The organism is Micromonospora sp. SH-82 (assembly GCF_051132485.1).
Taxonomy (GTDB): Bacteria; Actinomycetota; Actinomycetes; order Mycobacteriales; family Micromonosporaceae; genus Micromonospora.
In genome coordinates, this window is the sequence record NZ_CP148049.1 from 3,487,217 (window position 1) to 3,512,627 (window position 25,411).

At 73.7% G+C, this 25,411-nt stretch carries 5 protein-coding genes; 2 read left to right on the forward strand and 3 right to left on the reverse strand.

Annotation, left to right across the window (positions count from 1 at the left end; genetic code table 11):
* Positions 1-9 precede the first annotated feature (9 nt).
* From WHN02_RS15995 to WHN02_RS16005, 3 genes are read right to left on the reverse strand one after another with little or no spacing between them, the layout of a single operon-like run.
* Complete coding sequence (locus tag WHN02_RS15995) at positions 10-1,002, reverse strand: aldo/keto reductase (RefSeq protein ID WP_434739541.1); 993 nt, start codon at positions 1,000-1,002, stop codon at positions 10-12.
* 5 nt (positions 1,003-1,007) lie between these two features.
* A complete protein-coding gene (locus tag WHN02_RS16000) occupies positions 1,008-2,261 on the reverse strand; it encodes an activator-dependent family glycosyltransferase (RefSeq protein WP_434739542.1) in 1,254 nt (417 codons plus the stop codon).
* A gap of 3 nt (positions 2,262-2,264) precedes the next feature.
* Positions 2,265-3,218, reverse strand: a complete 954-nt coding sequence (locus WHN02_RS16005) for an NAD-dependent epimerase/dehydratase family protein (protein WP_434739543.1) — start codon at positions 3,216-3,218, stop codon at positions 2,265-2,267.
* 896 nt (positions 3,219-4,114) lie between these two features.
* On the opposite strand from WHN02_RS16005, the gene WHN02_RS16010 reads away from it, so the two are divergent.
* Positions 4,115-14,602, forward strand: a complete 10,488-nt coding sequence (locus tag WHN02_RS16010; RefSeq protein WP_434739544.1) for an SDR family NAD(P)-dependent oxidoreductase — start codon at positions 4,115-4,117, stop codon at positions 14,600-14,602.
* Positions 14,603-14,653: 51 nt separating this feature from the next.
* A complete protein-coding gene (locus WHN02_RS16015) occupies positions 14,654-25,339 on the forward strand; it encodes an SDR family NAD(P)-dependent oxidoreductase (protein WP_434739545.1) in 10,686 nt (3,561 codons plus the stop codon).
* Positions 25,340-25,411: the final 72 nt, after the last annotated feature.

The window sequence follows — 25,411 nt, forward strand, 5'->3', positions numbered from 1 at the left end:
GGATTCGGTCTACGGCACCGGCCCGTCGGCGGCCGGTGCCGGGAAGATCGCTTCGAGTTCCCGGAGTTCCTCCTCGCCCAGCGTCAGCTCGGCGGCCCGTAACGCCGAGTCGAGCTGCTCGGGCGTGCGGGGGCCGATGACAGCGCCCAGGATCCCGGGGCGGGACAGGACCCAGGCCAGACCGACCTCGGCCGGGTCCGCGCCGAGGCGTCGGCAGTAGTCCTCGTACGCCTCGACGAGGGGTCGTACGGCGGGCAGGAGCACCTGGGCGCGTCCCTGCGCCGACTTGACGGCGGTTCCGGCCGCCAACTTCTCCAGTACGCCGCTGAGCAGCCCGCCGTGCAGGGGGGACCAGGCGAACACGCCCACCCCGTACGCCCGGGCCGCAGGCAGCACGTCCGACTCGGGGTGGCGGACGGCCAGGTTGTACAGGCACTGGTGAGAGACCATGCCGAGCAGGTTGCGGCGGGCCGCGCTCTCCTGGGCGGCGGCGATGTGCCAGCCCGCCAGGTTGGAGGTGCCGACGTACCCGACCTTGCCACTGCCGACCAGCAGTTCGGTGGCCTGCCACACCTCGTCCCACGGTGCGGCGCGGTCGATGTGGTGCGTCTGGTAGATGTCGATGTGGTCGACCCCGAGGCGGCGGAGCGAGTTCTCGCAGGCGGCGACGATGTGCCGGGCGGAGAGCCCCCCGTCGTTGACCCGGTCGCTCATCTCGCTGCCCACCTTGGTCGCCAGGACGGTCTCCTCGCGTCGACCCGCGCCCTGGGCGAACCACCGTCCGACGAGTTCCTCGGTGTGGCCCTTGTAGAGCCGCCAGCCGTAGATGTCGGCGGTGTCGATGCAGTTGACGCCCCGCTCACGGGCGTGGTCCATCAGCCGCAGCGCGTCGTCGTCGGTCACCCGTCCACTGAAGTTCACGGTGCCGAGCCAGAGCCGGCTGGTGTGCAACGCCGACCGACCGACGCGTACCCGGGTGGACCCGGCCCCGGTGGTTCCCACCTCGGTCACCTGTCGGCGCGGTGCTGGTGGGCGAGCGCCTCCAACACGGGTACGACCTCGGCGGGGGTCGGCGCGGCCAGCGCCTCCTGCCGCAGCTTCTCGGCGTTCTCGGCGTGGGAACGGTCCTCGACCACGGTGGCGAGGGCCTGCCAGAGGATGTCGGCGTCGACCTCGTCCGGCCGGAGGAAGACACCCGCACCCAGCTCGGCGGTGCGCTGGCCACGGAGGACGCAGTCCCACTCGTGGGCGACGGAGATCTGCGGTACGCCGTGGTGCAACGCGGTGGCCCAGCTTCCGGCACCGCCGTGGTGAATGACGGCGGCGCAGCTCGGCAGCAGGATGCTCATGGGAACGAAGTCCACCAGGCGGACGTTGTCCGGCACCGACGCGGGGTCGAGCCCGGAGCGGGTGACCACGATCTCGCCGTCGAACCGCGCGAGGGTGGTCAGCGTCCGGAGGAACTCCTGCGGGTTCGAGGTGATACCGAGGGCCGAGTACCCCCCGGTGAAGCAGACCCGGCGGACCCCGTCCGAGGTCCTGAGCCACTGCGGCACGACGGAGGACCCGTTGTAGGGCAGGGTCCGGGTGTGCACCGACTCCAGTCCGGTCTCCAGGCGGAAGCTCTCGGGCAGCTGGTCGACGCTCCACTGCCCGACCGCGAGGTCCTCGCTGTAGTCGAGGCCGAACCGGCCGGCGACCTCGGTGAGCCAGCCGCCGAGCGGGTCCGGCCGGTCGTCGGCGGGACGCTGCCCGCGCAGGGCCTCGGAGCGGCTGCGGAAGTAGCCGGTGAGGTCGCTGCCCCACAGCAGCCGGGCGTGGGCGGCCCCGCAGGCCTTGGCCGCGACGGCCCCGGCGAAGGTGAAGGGCTCCCAGAGCACCAGGTCGGGGCGCCAGTCCATGGCGAACTCGACGAGTTCCTCGACGAAGGAGTCGTTGTTGACCACCGGGAAGACGAACCGGGAGGTGGCCTCCTCGATGCCGTGCAGGAACTCCCACGAGCGCAGTTCCGGTCCGCGTCGGGCGAAGTCCAGGTCGGTGGTGTAGCGGTGCACCTGCGCGGCGGCCTCAGGGGAGATGTCGAAGAGTCGATGGTCCGACCCGAGTGGCACCGAGGTCAGTCCCGCGCCGACGACGACGTCGCTGAGCTCGGGTTGACTGGCCACCCGGACGTCGTGGCCGGCGGTGTGCAGCGCCCAGGCCAGGGGGACGAGGCCCTGGAAGTGGGTACGGTGCGCGAACGAGGTGAGCAGGACCCGCACTGGTCACTCCTTGGTCGAGATGAGGGCGGCAACGGTCCGGTCGATGCCCTCGGCCAGCGGCACCCGGGGGTGCCAGCCGGTCAGCGTCCGGAACTCGGTGGAGTCGAAGTCGTCGCTGCGGAAGTCGTTGGCCTCGGCGTTCTCCGGTGGGGGGACGCTGACGACCGGCACCGCAGGGTTGCCGGTCTGACGTGCCACGCTGGCGGCGACGGTCTCGAAGATCTCGCCGAGGGGTCGGGCCTCGTCCGCGCTCGGCGTCCAGACGCCGCCGACCAGCGCCTCGTGGTGGTGCAGTGCGGCGGTGAACGCGGTGGCCACGTCCTCGACGTGCAGGAGGTCGCGGCGCACGCTGCCCTCGTGCCACATCGTGATCGGCTCACCGGCGAGGGCCCGCCGGATCATGGCGGTGACGACGCCCCGGCCGGTCTGACCCGACGGGCCGCTGTGGCCGTAGATCGCGGGCAGGCGCAGGATCACCCCGTCGACGATCCCGTCCTCGGTGGCCTGACGCAGGATCCGTTCGGCCTCGATCTTGTGCTGGGCGTACCGGCTGGGGGCGGCGGGGTTCGCGGCCTGGGTGGTGCTGGCGAACAGGAGCACCGGCGCGGGTCTGGGGCGTTCACGCAGCGCCGCGACGAGGTCGCGCATGATGCCCGCGTTGACGCGTTCGGCCTCGGGCACCGTGGCGGCGCTGCGCCAGGTCGACCCGCCGGCGGCGTAGGCGACCAGATGCACGACGACGTCGGTGTCGGCGACGACCTGCGCGACCCGGCCGGGTTCGAGCAGGTCGACTCGGAGGTGCTCGACCTCGGCGTTCCCGGGTGGCCGGTCACGAGACCCGGTGCGCGCGACGGCCCGTAGCCGGAGAGGGTGTGTGGTAAATTCGCGAAGAAGGGCGCTTCCGACGAATCCAGAAACGCCGAGAAGTGTGACATGTCTCGTCATCGAATAATGCATTCCGATAGCCGCGGGCGCATGGAATCCATTTGTTCCCCCCAGGGTGGTTCGGGCGACAATTCCGGCCTCAGGTCGGCCTCAAGTCTCTTTCGAGCGGGCGCTGAGGCTTCCCGCGTACCCTCGGTGGCCTGCGTTCGGGCGGGTGTCGAGTAAAGGGCGGATCGAGGAGTTCGGTAGGGCGTTGCGGCGCGTACTCCGGGACTGCTGCGGGTCGACGTACCGATGCGTGACACGACGTCGATCCGTGGCACCCGTACCGCCGCTGTTCGGCGACCGTCGCAGATTCCTCCCGACGTGGTGGACTCATTGGTCCTCCCGGGTGTCGCCGCACCTTCGGTGGCCTCGTCGCGGGTGTCGGCGACCGGGTCGATCGCCGTCCCCGGCCGCGCCGACCAGGGTCGGCCCGCCGTCGAGGCGGGTCACCGTCGGGTGGATCCGGTCCGCCGACGGCCACCGCCCGATCGTGCCCACCTTCGCCTCCGCGGGTAAATGCCTCGTCGATCTGATCGACACTTCCGGCGACGCTATCACCGGAGCATTCCCCGGCACCACCGGTCGATGCCTCGCGCTTTCTCGACACGGAGAACACCAGCTCACAGTGGTTCCAGGCGCCGGGCAATCCTAGCGAAGGGTCTCGATGGGGTCAAGGTGAATTCTGTCACAGATGTTTTTGTTAAATGTACTTTCTTCAGCCACCCTCGACGTTCATACAATTGGCCGGCATCTCTACCGAGGGGGAGTGAGTGGTTGACGTGCCCGATCTTCTCGGCACCCGGACTCCGCACCCAGGGCCGCTCCCATTCCCGTGGCCACTGTGCGGTCGCAACGAACCGGAGCTGCGGGCCCGCGCCCGTCAATTGCACGCATATCTCGAAGGCATTTCCGAGGGTGACGTGGTGGCCGTCGGTGCCGCCCTCGCGCGCGAGGCACGCGCGCAGGACGGGCCGCACCGCGCCGTCGTCGTGTCCTCCTCGGTCACGGAGCTGACCGCCGCGCTCGCCGCCCTCGCCCAGGGCCGCCCCCACCCCTCGGTGGTACGCGGTGTCGCCCGACCCACCGCACCGGTGGTGTTCGTCCTGCCCGGTCAGGGCGCCCAGTGGCCCGGCATGGCGACCCGACTGCTCGCCGAGTCGCCGGTCTTCGCCACCGCGATGCGCGCCTGCGAGCGGGCGTTCGACGAGGTCACCGACTGGTCGTTGACCGAGGTCCTGAACTCACCCGAGCACCTGCGCCGCGTCGAGGTGGTCCAGCCCGCGCTCCTCGCGGTGCAGACCTCGCTGGCCGCCCTGTGGCGGTCGTTCGGGGTGCGACCCGACGCCGTACTCGGACACAGCATCGGTGAGCTGGCCGCCGCCGAGGTCTGCGGCGCCGTCGACGTCGAGGCCGCCGCGCGGGCCGCCGCCCTGTGGAGCCGCGAGATGATCCCGCTGGTGGGCCGGGGCGACATGGCGGCGGTGGCGCTCCCCCCGGCCGAGATGGCCGCGCGGGTCGAGCGGTGGGACGACGACGTCGTGGCGGCCGGGGTCAACGGTCCCCGGTCGGTCCTGCTCACCGGCGCTCCCGAGTCCATCGCGCAGCGGGTCGCCGAGCTGACGGCACAGGGCGTACGCGCCCAGGTCGTCAACGTGTCGATGGCGGCGCACTCGGCGCAGGTCGACGCCGTCGCCGAGGGCATGCGCTCGGCGCTGACCTGGTTCGCCCCCGGCGAATCCGACGTGCCCTACTACGCCGGCCTCACCGGCGGGCGGCTGGACACCCGGGAACTCGGTGCCGACCACTGGCCGCGCAGTTTCCGGCTCCCGGTGCGCTTCGACGAGGCGACCCGTGCGGTCCTGGAGCTGGAGCCGGGCACCTTCATCGAGTCGAGCCCGCATCCGGTGCTGGCGGCGTCCCTGCAGCAGACCCTCGACGAGGTCGGGTCCTCGGCCGCGATCGTGCCGACCCTGCAACGCGACCAGGGCGGCCTGCGGCGGTTCCTGCTCGCCGTGGCGCAGGCGTACACCGGTGGCGTGGCCGTCGACTGGACCGCCGCCTACCCGGGGGTGGCCCCCGGCCACCTGCCGTCGGCCGTGGCCGTCGACACCGACGAGGGACCCTCGACGGAGCTCGACTGGGCCGCGCCCGACCACGTACTGCGGGCGCGGCTGCTGGAGATCGTCGCCGCCGAGACGGCGGCGCTCGCCGGGCGGGAGGTCGACGCCCGGGCCACCTTCCGGGAACTGGGCCTCGACTCGGTCCTCGCGGTGCAGCTGCGTACCCGCCTCGCCACCGCGATCGGGCGGGATCTGCACATCGCCATGCTCTACGACCACCCGACCCCGCACGCCCTCACCGAGGCGCTGCTGCGCGGCCCGGAGGAGGACCCCGGGCCGGGGGAGGCAACAGCACACCCGGCGGAGGCCGAGCCCGACGAGCCTGTGGCCGTGGTCGCCATGGCCTGCCGGCTGCCCGGCGGTGTCACCTCCCCGGAGGAGTTCTGGCAGCTGCTGGCCGAGGGGCGGGACGCCGTCGGCGGGCTGCCCACCGACCGGGGATGGGACCTGGACTCGCTGTTCCACCCGGACCCGACCCGGTCGGGCACGGCGCACCAGCGCGCCGGTGGCTTCCTCACCGGCGCCACCTCCTTCGACGCGGCCTTCTTCGGGCTGTCGCCCCGGGAGGCACTGGCCGTCGACCCGCAGCAGCGGATCACCTTGGAACTGTCGTGGGAGGTGCTGGAACGCGCCGGGATCCCCCCGGCGTCGCTGCGGACCTCCCGGACCGGCGTGTTCGTCGGTCTGATCCCCCAGGAGTACGGCCCCCGGCTGGCCGAGGGGGGTGAGGGCGTCGAGGGCTACCTGATGACCGGCACCACGACCAGCGTCGCCTCCGGTCGGGTCGCCTACACCCTCGGCCTGGAGGGGCCGGCGATCAGCGTCGACACCGCCTGCTCGTCGTCGCTCGTCGCGGTGCACCTGGCGTGCCAGTCGCTGCGGCGTGGCGAGTCGACGATGGCACTCGCCGGCGGCGTGACGGTGATGCCGACACCGGGCATGCTCGTGGACTTCAGTCGGATGAACTCCCTCGCCCCGGACGGACGGTCCAAGGCGTTCTCGGCCGCCGCCGACGGGTTCGGCATGGCCGAAGGCGCAGGGATGCTGCTGCTGGAACGGCTCTCCGACGCCCGCCGCCACGGCCACCCGGTGCTCGCCGTGATCAGGGGCACCGCCGTCAACTCCGACGGCGCGAGCAACGGACTCTCCGCTCCGAACGGCCGGGCCCAGGTCCGGGTGATCCGACAGGCCCTCGCCGAGTCCGGGCTGACGCCCCACACCGTCGACGTCGTGGAGACCCACGGCACCGGCACCCGCCTCGGTGATCCGATCGAGGCACGGGCGCTCTCCGACGCGTACGGCGGGGACCGTGAGCACCCGCTGCGGATCGGCTCGGTCAAGTCCAACATCGGACACACCCAGGCCGCTGCCGGTGTCGCCGGTCTGATCAAACTGGTGCTGGCGATGCAGGCCGGAGTCCTGCCCCGCACCCTGCACGCCGACGAGCCGTCACCGGAGGTCGACTGGTCCTCGGGCGCGATCAGCCTGCTCCAGGAGCCCACCCCCTGGCCGACCGGCGACCGACCCCGCCGGGCCGGGGTGTCCTCGTTCGGCATCAGCGGCACCAACGCGCACGCGATCATCGAGGAGGCACCGCCGACCGGCGGCGACACCAGCCCCGACCGGACGGGCCCGGTGGTGCCCTGGGTGCTCTCGGCGAGCAGCGGCGAGGCGTTGCGCGCCCGGGCGGCACGGCTGGCCGGGCACCTGCGCGAGCACCCCGACCAGGACCTGGACGACGTCGCCTACTCACTGGCCACCGGTCGGGCCGCGCTGGCGTACCGCAGTGGGTTCGTGCCCGCCGACGCGTCCACGGCGCTGCGCACCCTCGACGAACTCGCCGCCGGTGGGTCCGGGGACGCGGTGACCGGCACCGCCCACGCCCCGCAGCGCGTCGTCTTCGTCTTCCCCGGCCAGGGATGGCAGTGGGCGGGGATGGCCGTCGACCTGCTCGACGGCGACCCGGTCTTCGCCTCGGTGCTGCGGGAGTGCGCCGACGCGCTGGAACCGTACCTGGACTTCGAGATCATCCCGTTCCTGCGGGCCGAGGCGCAGCGCCGGACCCCCGACCACGCGCTCTCCACCGACCGCGTCGACGTGGTCCAGCCGGTGTTGTTCGCGGTGACGGTGTCGCTGGCCGCCCGGTGGCGCGCGTACGGGGTGGAACCGGCGGCCGTCATCGGACACTCCCAGGGGGAGATCGCCGCCGCGTGTGTGGCGGGGGCGCTCTCGTTGGACGACGCGGCCCGGGCGGTGGCCCTGCGCAGCCGGGTCATCGCCACCATGCCCGGCAACGGCGCGATGGCCTCGATCGCCGCCCCCGTCGACGAGGTGGCGGCCCGGATCGACGGGCGCGTCGAGATCGCCGCCGTCAACGGTCCGCGCGCGGTGGTGGTCTCCGGCGACGGCGACGACCTGGACCGCCTGGTCGCCTCCTGCGCCGCCGAGGGGCTGCGGGCCAAGCGGTTGCCGGTGGACTACGCCTCGCACTCCTCGCACGTCGAGGCCGTCCGTGACGCGCTCCACGCCGAACTCGGCGAGTTCCGGCCGCTGCCGGGCTTCGTGCCGTTCTACTCGACGGTCACCGGCCGCTGGGTCGAGCCCGACGAACTCGACGCCGGGTACTGGTTCCGCAACCTGCGCCAGAGGGTCCGGTTCGCCGACGCGGTCCGCTCCCTGGCCGACCAGGGGTACACGACGTTCCTGGAGGTCAGCGCCCACCCGGTGCTCACCACGGCGATCGAGGAGATCGGTGAGGACCGTGGCGGCGACCTCGTCGCGGTCCACTCGCTGCGACGCGGGGCCGGCGGCCCCGTCGACTTCGGCTCCGCGCTGGCCCGCGCCTTCGTGGCCGGCGTCGCCGTGGACTGGGAGTCGGCGTACCAGGGTGCCGGGGCGCGTCGGGTTCCGCTGCCCACGTACCCGTTCCAGCGTGAGCGTTTCTGGTTGGAACCGAATCCGGCCCGCCGGGTCGCCGACTCCGACGACGTCTCGTCCCTGCGGTACCGCATCGAATGGCACCCGACCGATCCGGGTGAGCCGGGACGGCTCGACGGTACCTGGTTGCTGGCGACGTACCCCGGTCGGGCCGACGACCGGGTCGAAGCGGCGCGGCAGGCGCTGGAGTCCGCCGGGGCGCGGGTCGAGGAGCTGGTGGTGGAGCCCCGGACCGGCCGCGCCGACCTGGTGCGGCGGCTCGACGCCGTGGGTGCGGTGACGGGCGTGCTCTGCCTGTTCGCGGTGGCGGAGCCGGCGGCCGAACACTCCCCGCTGGCGGTCACGTCGTTGTCGGACACGCTCGACCTGACCCAGGCGGTGATCGAGTCGGGCCGGGAGTGTCCGATCTGGGTGGTCACCGAGAACGCCGTCGCCGTCGGGCCCTTCGAACGGCTCCGCGACCCGGCCCACGGCGCGCTCTGGGCCCTCGGTCGGGTCGTCGCCCTGGAGAACCCCGCCGTCTGGGGCGGCCTGGTCGACGTGCCGTCGGGTTCGGCCGCCGAACTGTCGCGTCACCTCGGGACGATCCTGTCCGGTGTCGGCGAGGACCAGGTCGCCCTCCGACCGGACGGGATGTACGCCCGCCGGTGGTGCAGGGCGGGCGTGGGCGGCACGGGCCGGTGGCAGCCCCGGGGCACGGTGCTCGTCACCGGCGGCACCGGCGGGGTCGGTCGGCACGTCGCCCGGTGGCTGGCCCGCCAGGGCGCCCCGCGCCTGGTGCTGGCCAGCCGTCGGGGACCGGACGCCGACGGGGTCGGGGAACTGCTCACCGAACTCGCCGACCTGGGCACCCGGGCCACCGTCGCCGCCTGCGACGTCACCGACCGCGAGCAGCTCGGCGCCCTGCTCGCGACTGTCGACGACGAACACCCGCTGTCGGCGGTGTTCCACGTCGCCGCGACGCTCGACGACGGCACCGTCGAGACCCTGACCGGTGACCGCATCGAACGGGCCAACCGGGCGAAGGTGCTCGGCGCCCGCAACCTGCACGAGCTGACCCGGGACGCCGAACTCGACGCGTTCGTGCTCTTCTCCTCCTCCACCGCCGCCTTCGGCGCGCCGGGGCTCGGCGGCTACGTCCCGGGCAACGCCTACCTCGACGGTCTCGCCCAGCAGCGACGCAGCGAGGGACTCCCGGCCACCTCGGTGGCGTGGGGCACCTGGGCGGGCAGCGGGATGGCCGAGGGGCCGGTCGCCGACCGGTTCCGCCGGCACGGGGTCATGGAGATGCACCCCGACCGGGCCGTCGAGGGTCTCCGGGCGGCACTGGTGCAGGGTGAGGTCGCCCCGATCGTCGTCGACATCCGGTGGGACCGGTTCCTCCTCGCGTACACCGCGCAGCGTCCCACGCGGCTCTTCGACACCCTCGACGAGGCCCGTCGGGCCACGCCCGGTCCCGACGCCGGGCCGGGGGTGGCGGCGCTGGCCGCGTTGCCCGCCGGGGAACGCGAGAAGGCGGTCTTCGACCTGGTACGGACGCACGCGGCTGCCGTCCTCGGCCACGCCTCGGCCGAGCAGGTGCCCGTCGACAGGGCATTCGCCGAACTCGGCGTCGACTCGCTGTCGGCCCTGGAACTGCGCAACCGCCTGACCGCGGCGACCGGGGTCCGGCTGGCCACGACGACGGTCTTCGACCATCCGGACGTACGGACCCTGGCCGGGCACCTGGCCGCCGAACTGGGGGGCGGGTCGGGGCGGGAGTGGCCCGGGGGCGAGGCCCCGACGGTGGCCCCGACCGACGAGCCGATCGCGATCGTCGGGATGGCCTGTCGGCTGCCGGGGGGAGTGGACTCACCGGAGCAGCTGTGGGAGTTGATCGTCTCCGGGCGGGACACCGCCTCGGCGGCGCCCGGGGACCGGAGCTGGGATCCGGCGGAGTTGATGGTCTCCGACACGGCGGGCACCCGTACCGCCTTCGGCAACTTCATGCCCCGGGCGGGCGAGTTCGACGCGGCGTTCTTCGGGATCTCGCCGCGTGAGGCGTTGGCGATGGATCCGCAGCAGCGGCACGCCCTGGAGACCACCTGGGAGGCGCTGGAGAACGCCGGTATCCGGCCGGAGTCGTTGCGCGGTACGGACACCGGTGTCTTCGTGGGCATGTCCCACCAGGGGTACGCCACCGGCCGCCCGAAGCCCGAGGACGAGGTCGACGGCTACCTGTTGACGGGTAACACCGCGAGCGTGGCCTCGGGCCGGATCGCGTACGTGTTGGGGTTGGAGGGGCCGGCGATCACTGTGGACACGGCGTGTTCGTCGTCGTTGGTGGCGTTGCACGTGGCGGCGGGTTCGTTGCGGTCGGGTGACTGTGGTCTGGCGGTGGCGGGTGGGGTGTCGGTGATGGCCGGTCCGGAGGTGTTCAGGGAGTTCTCCCGGCAGGGCGCGTTGGCTCCGGACGGCCGGTGCAAGCCCTTCTCGGACGAGGCCGACGGCTTCGGTCTGGGGGAGGGGTCGGCCTTCGTCGTGTTGCAGCGGTTGTCGGTGGCGGTGCGGGAGGGGCGTCGGGTGTTGGGTGTGGTGGTGGGTTCGGCGGTGAATCAGGATGGGGCGAGTAATGGGTTGGCGGCGCCGTCGGGTGTGGCGCAGCAGCGGGTGATTCGGCGGGCGTGGGGTCGTGCGGGTGTGTCGGGTGGGGATGTGGGTGTGGTGGAGGCGCATGGGACGGGGACGCGGTTGGGGGATCCGGTGGAGTTGGGGGCGTTGTTGGGGACGTATGGGGTGGGTCGGGGTGGGGTGGGTCCGGTGGTGGTGGGTTCGGTGAAGGCGAATGTGGGTCATGTGCAGGCGGCGGCGGGTGTGGTGGGTGTGATCAAGGTGGTGTTGGGGTTGGGTCGGGGGTTGGTGGGTCCGATGGTGTGTCGGGGTGGGTTGTCGGGGTTGGTGGATTGGTCGTCGGGTGGGTTGGTGGTGGCGGATGGGGTGCGGGGGTGGCCGGTGGGTGTGGATGGGGTGCGTCGGGGTGGGGTGTCGGCGTTCGGGGTGTCGGGGACGAATGCTCATGTGGTGGTGGCGGAGGCTCCCCTGCCGGTGGTGGAGGCGGTGTCTTCGTCGGGGTCGGTGGAAGGGTTGTTGGGGGCGGCGGGTGGTGTGGTGCCGGTGGTGCTGTCGGCGAAGACCGAGACCGCACTGCACGCCCAGGCACGTCGACTCGCCGACCACCTGGAGACGCACCCCGACGTCCCGATGACCGACGTGGTGTGGACGCTCGCGCAGGCCCGCCAACGCTTCGACAGGCGCGCGGTCCTCCTCGCCGCCGACCGGGCCCAGGCCGTGGAACGGCTACGCGGCCTCGCCGGGGGCGAACCGGGGACCGGTGTGGTGTCGGGGGTGGCGTCGGGTGGTGGTGTGGTGTTCGTCTTTCCTGGTCAGGGTGGTCAGTGGGTGGGGATGGCGCGGGGGTTGTTGTCGGTTCCGGTGTTCGTGGAGTCGGTGGTGGAGTGTGATGCGGTGGTGTCGTCGGTGGTGGGGTTCTCGGTGTTGGGGGTGTTGGAGGGTCGGTCGGGTGCGCCGTCGTTGGATCGGGTGGATGTGGTGCAGCCGGTGTTGTTCGTGGTGATGGTGTCGTTGGCGCGGTTGTGGCGGTCGTGTGGGGTGGTTCCGGCTGCGGTGGTGGGTCATTCGCAGGGGGAGATCGCGGCGGCGGTGGTGGCGGGGGTGTTGTCGGTGGGTGATGGTGCGCGGGTGGTGGCGTTGCGGGCGCGGGCGTTGCGGGCGTTGGCCGGGCACGGCGGCATGGTCTCGGTACGCCGGGGCCGCGACGACGTCCAGAAGCTCCTCGACAGCGGCCCCTGGACGGGGAAGCTGGAGATCGCCGCGGTCAACGGCCCCGACGCGGTGGTGGTCTCCGGCGACCCCCGAGCCGTGACCGAGCTGGTCGAGCACTGTGACGGGATCGGGGTCCGGGCCAGGGCGATCCCCGTCGACTACGCCTCCCACTCCGCGCAGGTCGAATCGCTCCGGGAGGAGCTGCTCTCCGTCCTGGCCGGGATCGAGGGCCGCCCGGCGACGGTGCCGTTCTACTCCACCCTCACCGGTGGGTTCGTCGACGGCACCGAACTGGACGCCGACTACTGGTACCGCAACCTGCGCCACCCGGTGCAGTTCCACGCCGCCGTCGAGGCGCTGGCAGCACGTGACCTCACCACGTTCGTCGAGGTCAGCCCGCATCCCGTGCTGTCGATGGCGGTCGGGGAGACGCTCGCCGACGTGGAGTCCGCCGTCGCGGTCGGCACCCTGGAACGCGACACCGACGACGTCGAGCGTTTCCTCACCTCCCTCGCCGAGGCGCACGTCCACGGCGTACCCGTGGACTGGGCGGCGGTCCTCGGCACCGGAACCCTGGTCGACCTGCCCACCTATCCCTTCCAGGGGCGCCGGTTCTGGCTGCACCCCGACCGTGGTGGTCCGCGTGACGAGGTCGCCGACTGGTTCCACCGGGTCGACTGGACGGCGACGGCCCCCGACGGGTCGGCCCGACTCGACGGTCGCTGGCTGGTGGTCGTACCCGAGGGGCACGCGGACGACGGCTGGGTCGTGGAGGTGCGGGCCGCCCTCGCCGCCGGTGGTGCCGAACCGGTGGTGACGACGGTCGAGGAGGTCGCCGACCGGGTCGGTGACAGCGACACGGTGGTGTCGATGCTCGGGCCGGCCGACGACAGTGCGGCCGACACCCTGGAGCTGCTGCGACGACTCGACGCACGGGCGTCCACGACCCCGCTGTGGGTCGTCACGGCGGGGGCCGTCGCCCCCGCCGGGCCGGTGGAGCGCCCCGAACAGGCGACGGTGTGGGGATTGGCCCTGGTCGCCTCCCTGGAACGCGGACACCGGTGGACCGGCTTGCTGGATCTGCCGCAGACACCGGACCCGCAGCTGCGGCCCCGGCTGATCGAGGCGTTCGCCGGTGCCGAGGACCAGGTAGCGGTCCGCGCCGACGGCGTACACGCGCGTCGGATCGTCCCCACGCCGGTCACCGGAGCCGGGCCGTACACCGCCCCCGGCGGCACGATCCTCGTCACCGGGGGCACCGCCGGTCTGGGTGCCGTCACCGCCCGATGGCTCGCCGAACGCGGTGCCGAACACCTCGCCCTGGTCAGTCGGCGGGGGCCGGACACCGCCGGCGTCGACGAGGTGGTCCGGGACCTGACCGGGCTCGGCGTACGGGTGTCGGTGCACGCCTGCGACGTCGGCGACCGCGAGTCGGTCAGCGCCCTGGTGCAGGAGCTGACAGCAACCGGTGCGGTGGTCCGGGGGGTGGTCCACGCCGCCGGTCTGCCCCAGCAGGTGCCACTGACCGACATGGACCCGGCCGACCTCACCGACGTGGTGGCCGTGAAGGTCGACGGTGCCGTGCACCTGGCCGACCTGTGCCCGGAGGCCGAACTGTTCCTGCTGTTCTCCTCCGGTGCCGGGGTGTGGGGCAGTGCCCGTCAGGGTGCGTACGCCGCCGGAAACGCCTTCCTGGACGCCTTCGCCCGGCACCGGCGGGACCGGGGCCTGCCCGCCACCTCCGTGGCGTGGGGGCTCTGGGCTGCCGGGGGGATGACCGGGGACCAGGAGGCGGTGTCGTTCCTGCGCGAGCGGGGCGTACGGCCGATGGCGGTGCCGAGGGCGCTGGCCGCGCTGGAACGGGTCCTCACCGCCGGGGAGAGCGCGGTGGTCGTCGCCGACGTCGACTGGGCGGCCTTCGCCGAGTCCTACACCTCCGCCCGACCCCGGCCGCTGCTCGACCGGCTCGTCACACCTGCGGCGGCGGTCGGCGAGCGCGACGAGCCGCGTGAGCAGACCCTCCGGGACCGGCTGGCGGCCCTGCCCCGGGCCGAGCGGTCGGCGGAGCTGGTACGCCTGGTCCGGCGGGACGCCGCAGCCGTGCTCGGCAGCGACGCGAAGGCCGTCCCCGCCACCACGCCGTTCAAGGACCTCGGGTTCGACTCGCTGGCAGCGGTCCGGTTCCGTAACCGGCTGGCCGCGAACACCGGTCTGCGCCTGCCGGCCACCCTGGTCTTCGAACACCCGAACGCCGCAGCCGTCGCCGACCTCCTCCACGACCGGCTCGGCGACACCACCGAGCCGACCCCCGTCCGGTCGGTGGGCGCCGGACTGGCTGCGCTGGAGCAGGCCCTGCCCGACGCCTCCGACACGGAGCGGGCGGAGTTGGTCGAGCGCCTGGAACGGATGCTCGCCGGGCTCCGCCCCGGGGCCGAGGCCGGGGCCGACACCCCGACCGCCGGTGACGACCTGGGGGAGGCCGGCGTCGACGAACTCCTCGACGCACTCGAGCGGGAACTCGACGCCAGGTGAACCCGAACTGACCGCAGCCGCAGCCGCAGCCCGAGCAGAGACCGAGGACCTGTGACTGACAACGACAAGGTGGCGGAGTACCTCCGTCGTGCGACGCTCGACCTGCGGGCCGCCCGCAGACGACTGCGCGAGCTGCAGTCCGACCCGATCGCGGTCGTCGGCATGGCCTGCCGCCTACCGGGCGGGGTGCACCTCCCGCACCACCTGTGGGACCTCCTGCGCCAGGGACACGAGACGGTGTCCACCTTCCCCACCGGACGCGGCTGGGACCTGGCCGGGCTCTTCCACCCGGACCCCGACCACCCCGGCACCAGCTACGTCGACCGGGGTGGGTTCCTCGACGACGTCGCGGGCTTCGACGCCGAGTTCTTCGGGATCTCCCCGCGTGAGGCCACGGCCATGGACCCGCAACAGCGGCTGCTGTTGGAGACCAGCTGGGAGCTGGTGGAGAGCGCCGGCATCGATCCGCACTCCCTGCGCGGCACCCCGACCGGCGTCTTCCTCGGCGTGGCCCGGCTCGGCTACGGCGAGGGCGGCACCGAAGCCGGTGACGCCGAGGGCTACTCGGTGACCGGGGTGGCACCCGCCGTCGCCTCGGGGCGGATCTCCTACGCCCTCGGGCTGGAGGGCCCGTCGATCAGCGTGGACACCGCCTGCTCGTCGTCGCTGGTGGCGCTGCACCTGGCGGTCGAGTCGCTGCGGCTGGGCGAGTCGAGTCTCGCTGTCGTCGGCGGGGCGGCGGTCATGGCGACACCAGGGGTGTTCGTCGACTTCAGCCGCCAGCGGGCGTTGGCCGCGGACGGCAGGTCGAAGGCGTTCGGGGCCGCCGCCGACGGGTTCGGCTTCTCCGAGGGGGTCTCCCTCGTCCTGCTGGAACGGCTCTCCGAGGCCGAGCGCAACGGCCACGAGGTGTTGGCCGTCATCCGTGGTTCCGCCCTGAACCAGGACGGGGCCAGTAACGGTCTCGCCGCGCCCAACGGGACCGCCCAGCGCAAGGTGATCAGGCAGGCGCTGCGCAACTGCGGACTGACCCCGGCCGACGTGGACGCGGTGGAGGCGCACGGCACCGGCACCACGCTCGGCGACCCGATCGAGGCCAACGCCCTCCTGGACACCTACGGCCGCGACCGGGATCCGGAGCACCCGCTGTGGCTGGGGTCGGTGAAGTCGAACATCGGCCACACCCAGGCGGCGGCGGGCGTCACCGGGCTGCTCAAGATGGTGCTGGCGCTGCGCCACGAGGAACTGCCCGCCACCCTGCACGTCGACGAGCCCACCCCGCACGTGGACTGGTCCTCGGGAGCGGTACGCCTGGCGACCCGGGGCCGACCCTGGCGGCGGGGCGCCCGGCCCAGGCGGGCCGGGGTGTCGGCGTTCGGGATCAGCGGGACCAACGCCCACGTGATCGTCGAGGAGGCACCCGAGCGGACCACCGAGCGCACCGCCGAGGGCGACGTCGGCCCGGTCCCGCTCGTGGTGTCCGCCCGGTCGGCGGCTGCGCTACGGGCCCAGGCGGCCCAGGTCGCCGAGCTGGTGGAGGGCTCCGACGTCGGACTGGCGGAGGTCGGGCTGAGCCTGGCCGTGACCCGGGCGCGACACGAGCACCGGGCTGCGGTGGTGGCGTCGACCCGGGCCGAGGCGGTGCGGGGGCTGCGCGAGGTCGCGGCGGCCGACCTGCGCAGCGAGGACACCGTCACCGGGGTCGCCGAGACGTCCGGACGCAACGTCGTCTTCCTCTTCCCGGGACAGGGGTCCCAGTGGGTCGGGATGGGCGCGGAGCTGCTCGACTCGGCACCGGCGTTCGCCGACACGATCCGCGCCTGCGACGAGGCGATGGCACCGTTGCAGGACTGGTCGGTCTCCGACGTGCTCCGGCAGGAGCCGGGGGCACCGGGCCTGGACCGGGTCGACGTGGTGCAGCCGGTGCTGTTCGCGGTGATGGTGTCGTTGGCGCGGCTGTGGCAGTCCCACGGGGTCACCCCCGCTGCGGTGGTGGGTCACTCGCAGGGGGAGATCGCCGCCGCCCACGTGGCGGGTGCGTTGTCCCTCGCCGACGCGGCGCGGCTGGTGGTGGGCCGCAGCCGGTTGCTGCGGTCGCTGTCCGGGGGCGGCGGGATGAGCGCCGTCGCGCTCGGCGAGGCCGAGGTACGCCGCCGACTGCGGTCGTGGGAGGACCGGATCTCCGTGGCCGCCGTCAACGGACCCCGGTCGGTGGTGGTCGCCGGGGAACCGGAGGCGCTGCGGGAGTGGGGACGGGAGCGGCAGGCCGAGGGCGTACGGGTCCGCGAGATCGACGTCGACTACGCCTCGCACTCGCCGCAGATCGACGGGGTCCGTGACGAAATCCTGGCGGTGACGGGGGAGATCCGACCCCAGTCGGCCGAGATCACCTTCTACTCGACAGTCGACGTCCGGGCCCTCGACGGTGCCGACCTGGACGCGGGGTACTGGTACCGCAACCTGCGGGAGACGGTCCGGTTCGCCGACGCGATCGCCCGGTTGGCCGATTCGGGATACGACGCGTTCGTCGAGGTCAGCCCGCATCCGGTGGTGGTGTCGGCGGTCGCCGAGGCGGTCGAGGAGGCAGGTGTCGAGGACGCCGTCGTCGTCGGCACCCTGTCCCGGGGCGACGGCGGGCCGGTGGCGTTCCTGCGGTCGGCGGCCACCGCCCACTGCGCCGGTGTGGACGTCGACTGGACGCCGGCCCTCCCGAAGGCCGCGACGATCCCGTTGCCGACGTACCCGTTCCAACGTCGGCCGTACTGGCTGCGGCCGTCTGCTCCCGCCCCCGCCTCCCACGATCTCGCCTACCGGGTGTCCTGGACGCCGATCACCCCGCCCGAGGGCGGCGTACTCGACGGCGACTGGCTGGTGGTGCACCCCGAGGGCCGTACCGGCTGGGTCGACGGGTTGGCTGCGGCGATCACCGCCGGTGGCGGCCGGGTCGTCACCCACCCGGTGGACTCCGCGATCTCCCGGACCGACCTGGCCGAGGCGCTCGCCCGGCGCGACGGCACGTTCCGAGGGGTGCTGTCGTGGGTGGCGACCGACGAACGGCACGTCGAGGCCGGTGCCGTCGCCCTGCTGACCCTGACGCAGGCGCTGGGCGACGCCGGGATCGACGCACCACTGTGGTGCCTGACCCAGGAGGCCGTCCGTACCCCCGTCGACGGTGACCTGGCCCTACCGGCCCAGGCCGCCCTGCACGGGTTCGCCCAGGTCGCCCGGCTGGAGCTGGCCCGCCGCTTCGGTGGGGTGCTCGACCTGCCCGCCACCGTCGACGCCGCCGGGACGCGTCTGGTCGCGGCGGTCCTCGCCGGCGGCGGCGAGGACGTCGTCGCCGTCCGAGGCGACCGTCTCTACGGCCGCCGCCTGGTCAGGGCCACCCTGCCGCCGCCCGGCGGGGGGTTCACCCCGCACGGCACCGTCCTGGTGACCGGCGCGGCCGGTCCGGTGGGCGGTCGGCTGGCCCGGTGGCTCGCCGAACGGGGTGCCACCCGACTCGTCCTGCCCGGCGCACACCCCGGCGAGGAGCTGCTGACCGAGATCAGGGCCGCCGGTGCCACCGCCGTGGTGTGCGAACCGGAGGCGGAGGCACTGCGTACGGCGATCGGCCAGGAGCTGCCGACAGTGCTCGTACACGCCGAGACGCTGACGAACTTCGCCAGGGTCGCCGACGCCGACCCCGAGGACTTCGCCGCCACCGTCGCGGCGAAGACCGCCCTGCCGACGGTCCTGGCGGAGGTGCTCGGCGACCACCGCCTCGAACGGGAGGTCTACTGCTCGTCGGTGGCCGGGGTCTGGGGTGGGGTCGGCATGGCCGCCTACGCCGCCGGCAGCGCCTACCTCGACGCCCTGGTCGAGCACCGTCGCGCCCGGGGGCACACCAGCGCCTCGGTGGCCTGGACCCCGTGGGCCCTGCCCGGCGCGGTCGACGACGGTCGGCTGCGCGAGCGCGGCCTGCGCAACCTCGACGTGGCCGACGCCCTCGGGACGTGGGAACGCCTGCTCCGCGCCGGTGCCGTGTCGGTAGCCGTCGCCGACGTCGACTGGGCGGTCTTCACCGAGGGTTTCGCGGCCATCCGGCCGACCCCGCTCTTCGACGAACTTCTCGACCGGCGTGGCGACCCCGACGGCGCGCCCGTCGACCGGCCGGGCGAGCCGGCGGGCGAGTGGGGGCGACGGCTCGCGGCCCTGTCCCCGCAGGAACAGCGGGAGACGTTGCTGACCCTCGTCGGCGAGACGGTCGCCGAGGTGCTGGGACACGAGACCGGCACCGAGATCAACACCCGTCGGGCCTTCAGCGAACTCGGCCTCGACTCGTTGGGCTCGATGGCCCTGCGTCAGCGCCTGGCGGCCCGTACCGGCCTGCGGATGCCGGCCTCGCTGGTCTTCGACCACCCGACGGTCACCGCGCTCGCGCGGTACCTGCGTCGACTTGTCGTCGGGGATTCCGACCCGACCCCGGTACGGGTGTTCGGCCCCACCGACGAGGCCGAACCCGTCGCGGTGGTCGGCATCGGCTGCCGGTTCCCCGGCGGCATCGCTTCCCCCGAGGACCTCTGGCGGGTGGTGGCCGATGGCACCTCCATCACCACCGGATTCCCTACCGACCGGGGCTGGGACCTCCGGCGGCTCTACCACCCCGACCCGGACCACCCCGGCACCAGCTACGTCGACAAGGGGGGATTCCTCGACGGGGCCCCGGACTTCGACCCCGGGTTCTTCGGGATCACCCCCCGCGAGGCGCTGGCGATGGACCCGCAGCAGCGGCTCATCCTGGAGATCGCGTGGGAGGCGGTGGAACGGGCGGGCATCGACCCGGAGACCCTCCTCGGCAGCGACACCGGCGTCTTCGTCGGCATGAACGGCCAGTCCTACCTGCAACTGCTGACCGGGGAGGGCGACCGGCTCAACGGCTACCAGGGGCTGGGCAACTCGGCGAGCGTGCTCTCCGGCCGGGTCGCCTACACCTTCGGGTGGGAGGGGCCGGCGCTGACAGTGGACACCGCCTGCTCGTCCTCGCTGGTCGCCATCCACCTCGCCATGCAGTCGCTGCGGCGGGGTGAGTGCTCGCTGGCGTTGGCCGGCGGGGTGACGGTCATGGCCGACCCGTACACCTTCGTGGACTTCAGCGCGCAGCGGGGGCTCGCCGCCGACGGGCGGTGCAAGGCGTTCTCCGCGCAGGCCGACGGGTTCGCCCTCGCCGAGGGCGTCGCGGCGCTCGTCCTCGAACCGTTGTCGAAGGCGCGGCGCAACGGCCACCAGGTGCTGGCGGTGCTGCGCGGCAGCGCCGTCAACCAGGACGGGGCCAGCAACGGACTCGCCGCACCGAACGGGCCGTCCCAGGAACGGGTGATCAGGCAGGCCCTGACCGTCTCCGGGCTGCGCCCCGCCGACATCGACATGGTGGAGGCGCACGGGACGGGCACCGAACTCGGCGACCCGATCGAGGCCGGGGCGCTCATCGCCGCGTACGGCCGGGACCGGGACCGGCCGCTCTGGCTGGGCTCGGTGAAGACGAACATCGGCCACACCCAGGCCGCCGCCGGTGCCGCCGGGGTGATCAAGGCGGTCCTGGCGATGCGGAACGGCGTCCTGCCGAGGTCGCTGCACGCCGAGGAACTGTCCCCGCACATCGACTGGGCGGACGGGAGAGTCGAGGTGCTCCGCGAGGCGCAACCGTGGCCCCCCGGTGAGCGCCCCCGCCGCGCCGGGGTGTCCTCCTTCGGCGTCAGCGGGACCAACGCCCACGTCATCGTCGAGGAGGCACCCGCCGAACCGGACCCCGAACCGGTGCCCGCCACCCCGGAGGGACCCCTGCCCTTCGTCCTGCACGGACGCAGCGTCCAGACCGTCCGGTCCCAGGCGCGGACGCTCGCCGAACACCTGCGGGCCACCGGGCACCGGGACCTCGCCGACACCGCCCGGACCCTGGCCACCGGCCGCGCCCGCTTCGACGTCCGGGCCGCCGTGCTCGGCACCGACCGGGAGGGCGTCTGCGCCGCCCTCGACGCGCTGGCGCAGGATCGTCCCTCGCCCGACGTCGTCGCCCCGGCGGTCTCCGCCGCCCGGACCCCGGTCCTGGTCTTCCCCGGGCAGGGGTCGCAGTGGATCGGCATGGCCCGTGACCTGCTCGACTCCTCCGAGGTGTTCGCCGAGTCGATGGGGCGGTGCGCCGAGGCGCTGTCGCCGCACACCGACTGGGACCTGCTCGACGTGGTCCGTGGGGTCGGCGACCCCGACCCGTACGACCGGGTGGACGTGCTCCAGCCGGTGCTGTTCGCGGTGATGGTGTCGTTGGCGCGGTTGTGGCAGTCGTACGGGGTGACTCCTGGTGCGGTGGTGGGTCACTCGCAGGGTGAGATCGCCGCCGCGCACGTGGCTGGTGCGTTGTCGTTGGCCGACGCCGCCAGGGTGGTGGCGTTGCGCAGCCGGGTGCTGCGGGAACTCGACGACCAGGGCGGGATGGTGTCGGTCGGCACCTCCCGCGCCGAGTTGGACTCCGTCCTGCGCCGGTGGGACGGGCGGGTCGCGGTGGCGGCGGTGAACGGACCCGGCACGCTCGTGGTGGCCGGACCCACCGCCGAGCTCGACGAGTTCTTCGCGGTGGCCGAGGCCAGCGAGATGAGGCCGCGTCGGATCGCGGTGCGCTACGCGTCGCACTCCCCGGAGGTGGCCCGCGTCGAAAACCGGCTCGCCGCCGAACTCGGCACTGTCACCGCCGTCGGCGGCACGGTCCCGCTCTACTCCACCGCCACCGGGGACCTCCTCGACACCACCGCCATGGACGCCGGGTACTGGTACCGCAACCTGCGCCAACCGGTGCTGTTCGAGCACGCCGTACGCAGCCTCCTGGAGCGGGGATTCGAGACGTTCATCGAGGTCAGCCCGCACCCTGTGCTGCTGATGGCGGTCCAGGAGACCGCCGAGGACGCCGAGCGTCCGGTCACCGGCGTGTCGACGCTGCGCCGCGACCACGACGGGGCGTCGGAGTTCCTCCGCAACCTCCTGCGGGCGCACGTGCACGGCGTCGACGTCGACCTGCGTCCGGCGGTCGCCCACGGTCGCCTGGTCGACCTGCCCACCTACCCCTTCGACAGGCAGCGGCTGTGGCCCAAGCCGCACCGCAGGGCCGACGCCTCGTCGTTGGGGGTCCGTGACTCGGCCCACCCGCTGCTCCACGCCGCGGTCGACGTACCCGGTCACGGCGGAGCGGTGTTCACCGGGCGGCTCTCCCCCGACGAGCAGCAGTGGCTGACCCAGCACGTCGTGGGTGGGCGGAACCTGGTGCCCGGCAGCGTCCTGGTCGACCTGGCGCTCACCGCCGGGGCCGACGTCGGCGTGCCGGTGCTGGAGGAACTCGTCCTGCAGCAGCCGCTGGTGCTGACCGCCGCCGGTGCGCTGCTGCGCCTGTCGGTCGGTGCCGCCGACGAGGACGGGCGGCGGACGGTCGAGATCCACGCCGCCGAGGACGTGTCCGACCCGGCCGAGGCCCGGTGGTCGGCGTACGCGACCGGGACCCTCGCCGTCGGCGTGGCAGGCGGCGGCCGGGACGGCACACCGTGGCCCCCGCCCGGCGCCACCGCCCTGACGGTGACCGACCACTACGACACCCTCGCCGAACTGGGCTACGAGTACGGACCGGCGTTCCAGGCCCTGCGGGCCGCGTGGCAGCACGGCGACGCGGTCTACGCGGAGGTGTCCCTCGACTCCGCCGAGGAGGGGTACGCGTTCGACCCGGTGCTGCTCGACGCCGTCGCCCAGACCTTCGGCCTGACCAGCCGCACCTCCGGGAAGCTCCCCTTCGCCTGGCGGGGCGTCACCCTGCACGCCACCGGGGCCACAGCGGTACGGGTGGTGGCGACCCCCGCCGGACCGGACGCGGTGGCCCTGCGGGTCACCGACCCGACCGGGCAGCTCGTCGCCACGGTGGACGCCCTGGTCGTCAGGGACGCCGGGGCGCAGTGGGACCGTCCGCGCGGCAGCGACGGCGACCTGCACCGCCTGGAGTGGGTACGGCTGGCCACCCCGGATCCGACCCCGGCGGCGGTGGTGCACGTGGCGGCCGACGGGCTCGACGACCTGCTGCGCACCGGTGGTCCGGCACCACAGGCCGTCGTCGTCCGCTACCACCCCGACGGCGACGACCCGACTGCCGAGGCCCGTCACGGGGTGCTCTGGGCGGCCACGCTCGTCCGCCGCTGGCTCGACGACCACCGGTGGCCCGCCACCACCCTGGTGGTGGCCACGTCCGCAGGGGTCGAGGTCTCCGCCGAGGACGACGCGCCCCGCCCCGGGGCCGCCGCCGTGTGGGGGGTCCTGCGCTGCGCCCAGGCGGAGTCCCCGGACCGTTTCGTGCTCGTCGACGGCGACCCGGAGACACCCCCGGCGGTCCCGGACAATCCGCAGCTCGCGGTCCGTGCCGGCGCGGTGTTCGTGCCCCGGCTGACGCCGCTGGTCGGTCCCGTGCCGGCCGTCGCCGACCGGGCGTACCGGCTGGTGCCGGGCGGCGGCTCCATCGAGGCCGTGGCCTTCGCCCCCGCCCCCGACGCCGACCGGCCCCTGGCGCCGGAGGAGGTACGCGTCGCCGTCCGCGCCACCGGCGTGAACTTCCGTGACGTCCTGCTCGCGCTCGGCATGTACCCGGAACCGGCCGAGATGGGCACCGAGGCGGCCGGTGTGGTCACCGAGGTCGGGTCGGGTGTGCAGCGGTTCACCCCCGGCCAGACGGTGACGGGACTGTTCCAGGGGGCCTTCGGGCCGGTGGCGGTCACCGACCACCGGCTCCTCACCCCGGTCCCCGACGGGTGGCGGGCGGTGGACGCCGCCGCCGTACCCATCGCGTTCACCACCGCCCACTACGCGCTGCACGACCTGGCCGGGTTGCGGGCCGGGCAGTCCGTGCTGGTCCACGCCGCCGCAGGCGGGGTGGGGATGGCCGCCGTAGCGTTGGCCCGCCGGGCCGGGGCGGAGGTGTTCGCCACGGCCAGCCCGGCCAAACACCCGACGCTGCGGGCGCTCGGCCTCGACGACGACCACATCGCCTCGTCCCGGGAGAGCGGCTTCGGTGAACGGTTCGCCGCGCGTACCGGGGGGCGGGGCGTCGACGTGGTCCTGAACTCGCTCACCGGCGACCTGCTCGACGAGTCCGCGGGGCTGCTCGCCGACGGTGGGGTCTTCGTCGAGATGGGCAAGACCGACCTGCGTCCGGCGGAGCAGTTCCGGGGCCGGTACGTCCCGTTCGACCTGTCCGAGGCCGGTCCCGATCGGCTCGGCGAGATCCTGGGGGAGGTCGTCGGTCTGCTGGCCGCCGGTGACCTCGACCGGTTGCCGGTGTCGGTGTGGGAGTTGTCGGCGGCCCCGGCCGCGCTGACCCACATGAGCCGGGGCCGACACGTGGGCAAGCTCGTCCTCACCCAGCCCGCCCCCGTGCACCCCGACGGGACGGTGCTGGTCACCGGCGGGACCGGCACCCTGGGGCGGCTGGTCGCCCGCCACCTGGTGACCGCGCACGGCGTACCCCACCTGCTGGTGGCCAGCCGACGTGGCCCGGCGGCACCGGGCGCGGCCGAGCTGCGCGCCGACGTCGAACGCCTCGGCGCGACCATCGAGATCGTCGCCTGTGACACCGCCGACCGGGAGGCGCTCGCGGGGCTGCTCGACTCGATCCCGGCGGACCGCCCGCTGACCGGGGTGGTGCACACCGCCGGGGTGCTGGCCGACGGGCTGGTCACCTCCATCGACGAGACCGCCACCGACCAGGTCCTCCGGGCCAAGGTCGACGCGGCGTGGCACCTGCACGACCTGACCCGGGACGCGGACCTGAGCTTCTTCGTGCTGTTCTCGTCGGCGGCGTCGGTGCTGGCCGGTCCGGGGCAGGGCGTGTACGCGGCGGCCAACGGGGTCCTCAACGCCCTGGCCGGGCAGCGGCGGGCCCTCGGACTGCCGGCGAAGGCGCTCGGGTGGGGCCTGTGGGCGCAGGTCAGCGAGATGACCAGCGGCCTCGGTGACCGGATCGCCCGTACCGGGGTCGCCGCGCTGCCGACCGAGCGGGCGCTGGCCCTGTTCGACGCGGCGCTGCGCAGCGGCGGGGAGGTGCTGTTCCCGCTCTCTGTCGACAGGTCGGCGCTGCGTCGGGCCGAGTACGTCCCCGAGGTGCTGCGCGGGGCGGTCCGGTCCACGCCACGGGCCGCCAACCGGGCCGAGACCCCGGGCCGGGGCCTGCTCGACCGTCTCGTCGGCGCACCCGTTGCCGATCAGGTGGCCGCGCTGGCCGAACTGGTCCGATCGCACGCGGCGGCGGTGGCCGGCTACGACTCCGCCGACCAGCTGCCCGAACGCAAGGCGTTCAAGGACCTCGGGTTCGACTCGCTGGCGGCGGTGGAGCTGCGCAACAGGCTCGGCGCCACCACCGGCGTACGGCTGCCCAGCACGCTGGTGTTCGACCACCCGACACCACTGGCGGTGGCCGAACACCTGCGGGCGGAGTTGTTCGCCGACTCCGCGCCGGACGTCGGGGTCGGTGCACGCCTCGACGACCTGGAGCGGGCGCTCGACGCCCTGCCCGACCCGCGGGGACACGCCGACGTCGGGGCCCGCCTGGAGGCGCTGTTGCGCCGGTGGCAGAGCCGACGCCCCCCGGAGACCGAGTCCGTGACGATCAGCGACGACGCCAGCGACGACGAGCTGTTCTCGATGCTCGACAGGCGTCTCGGCGGGGGAGGGGACGTCTAGGTGACAGGCCGATTCCGCCTCGCGGCAGTGGACCGCCCCGCCCTGACGGGTCCACCGGGTCCGCGTCACCTC

Coding starts and splice junctions, on each gene's coding strand:
- WHN02_RS16005 (WP_434739543.1), bottom strand. CDS start 3,218: ATGCATTATTCGATGACGAGACATGTCACACTTCTCGGCGTTTCTGGA.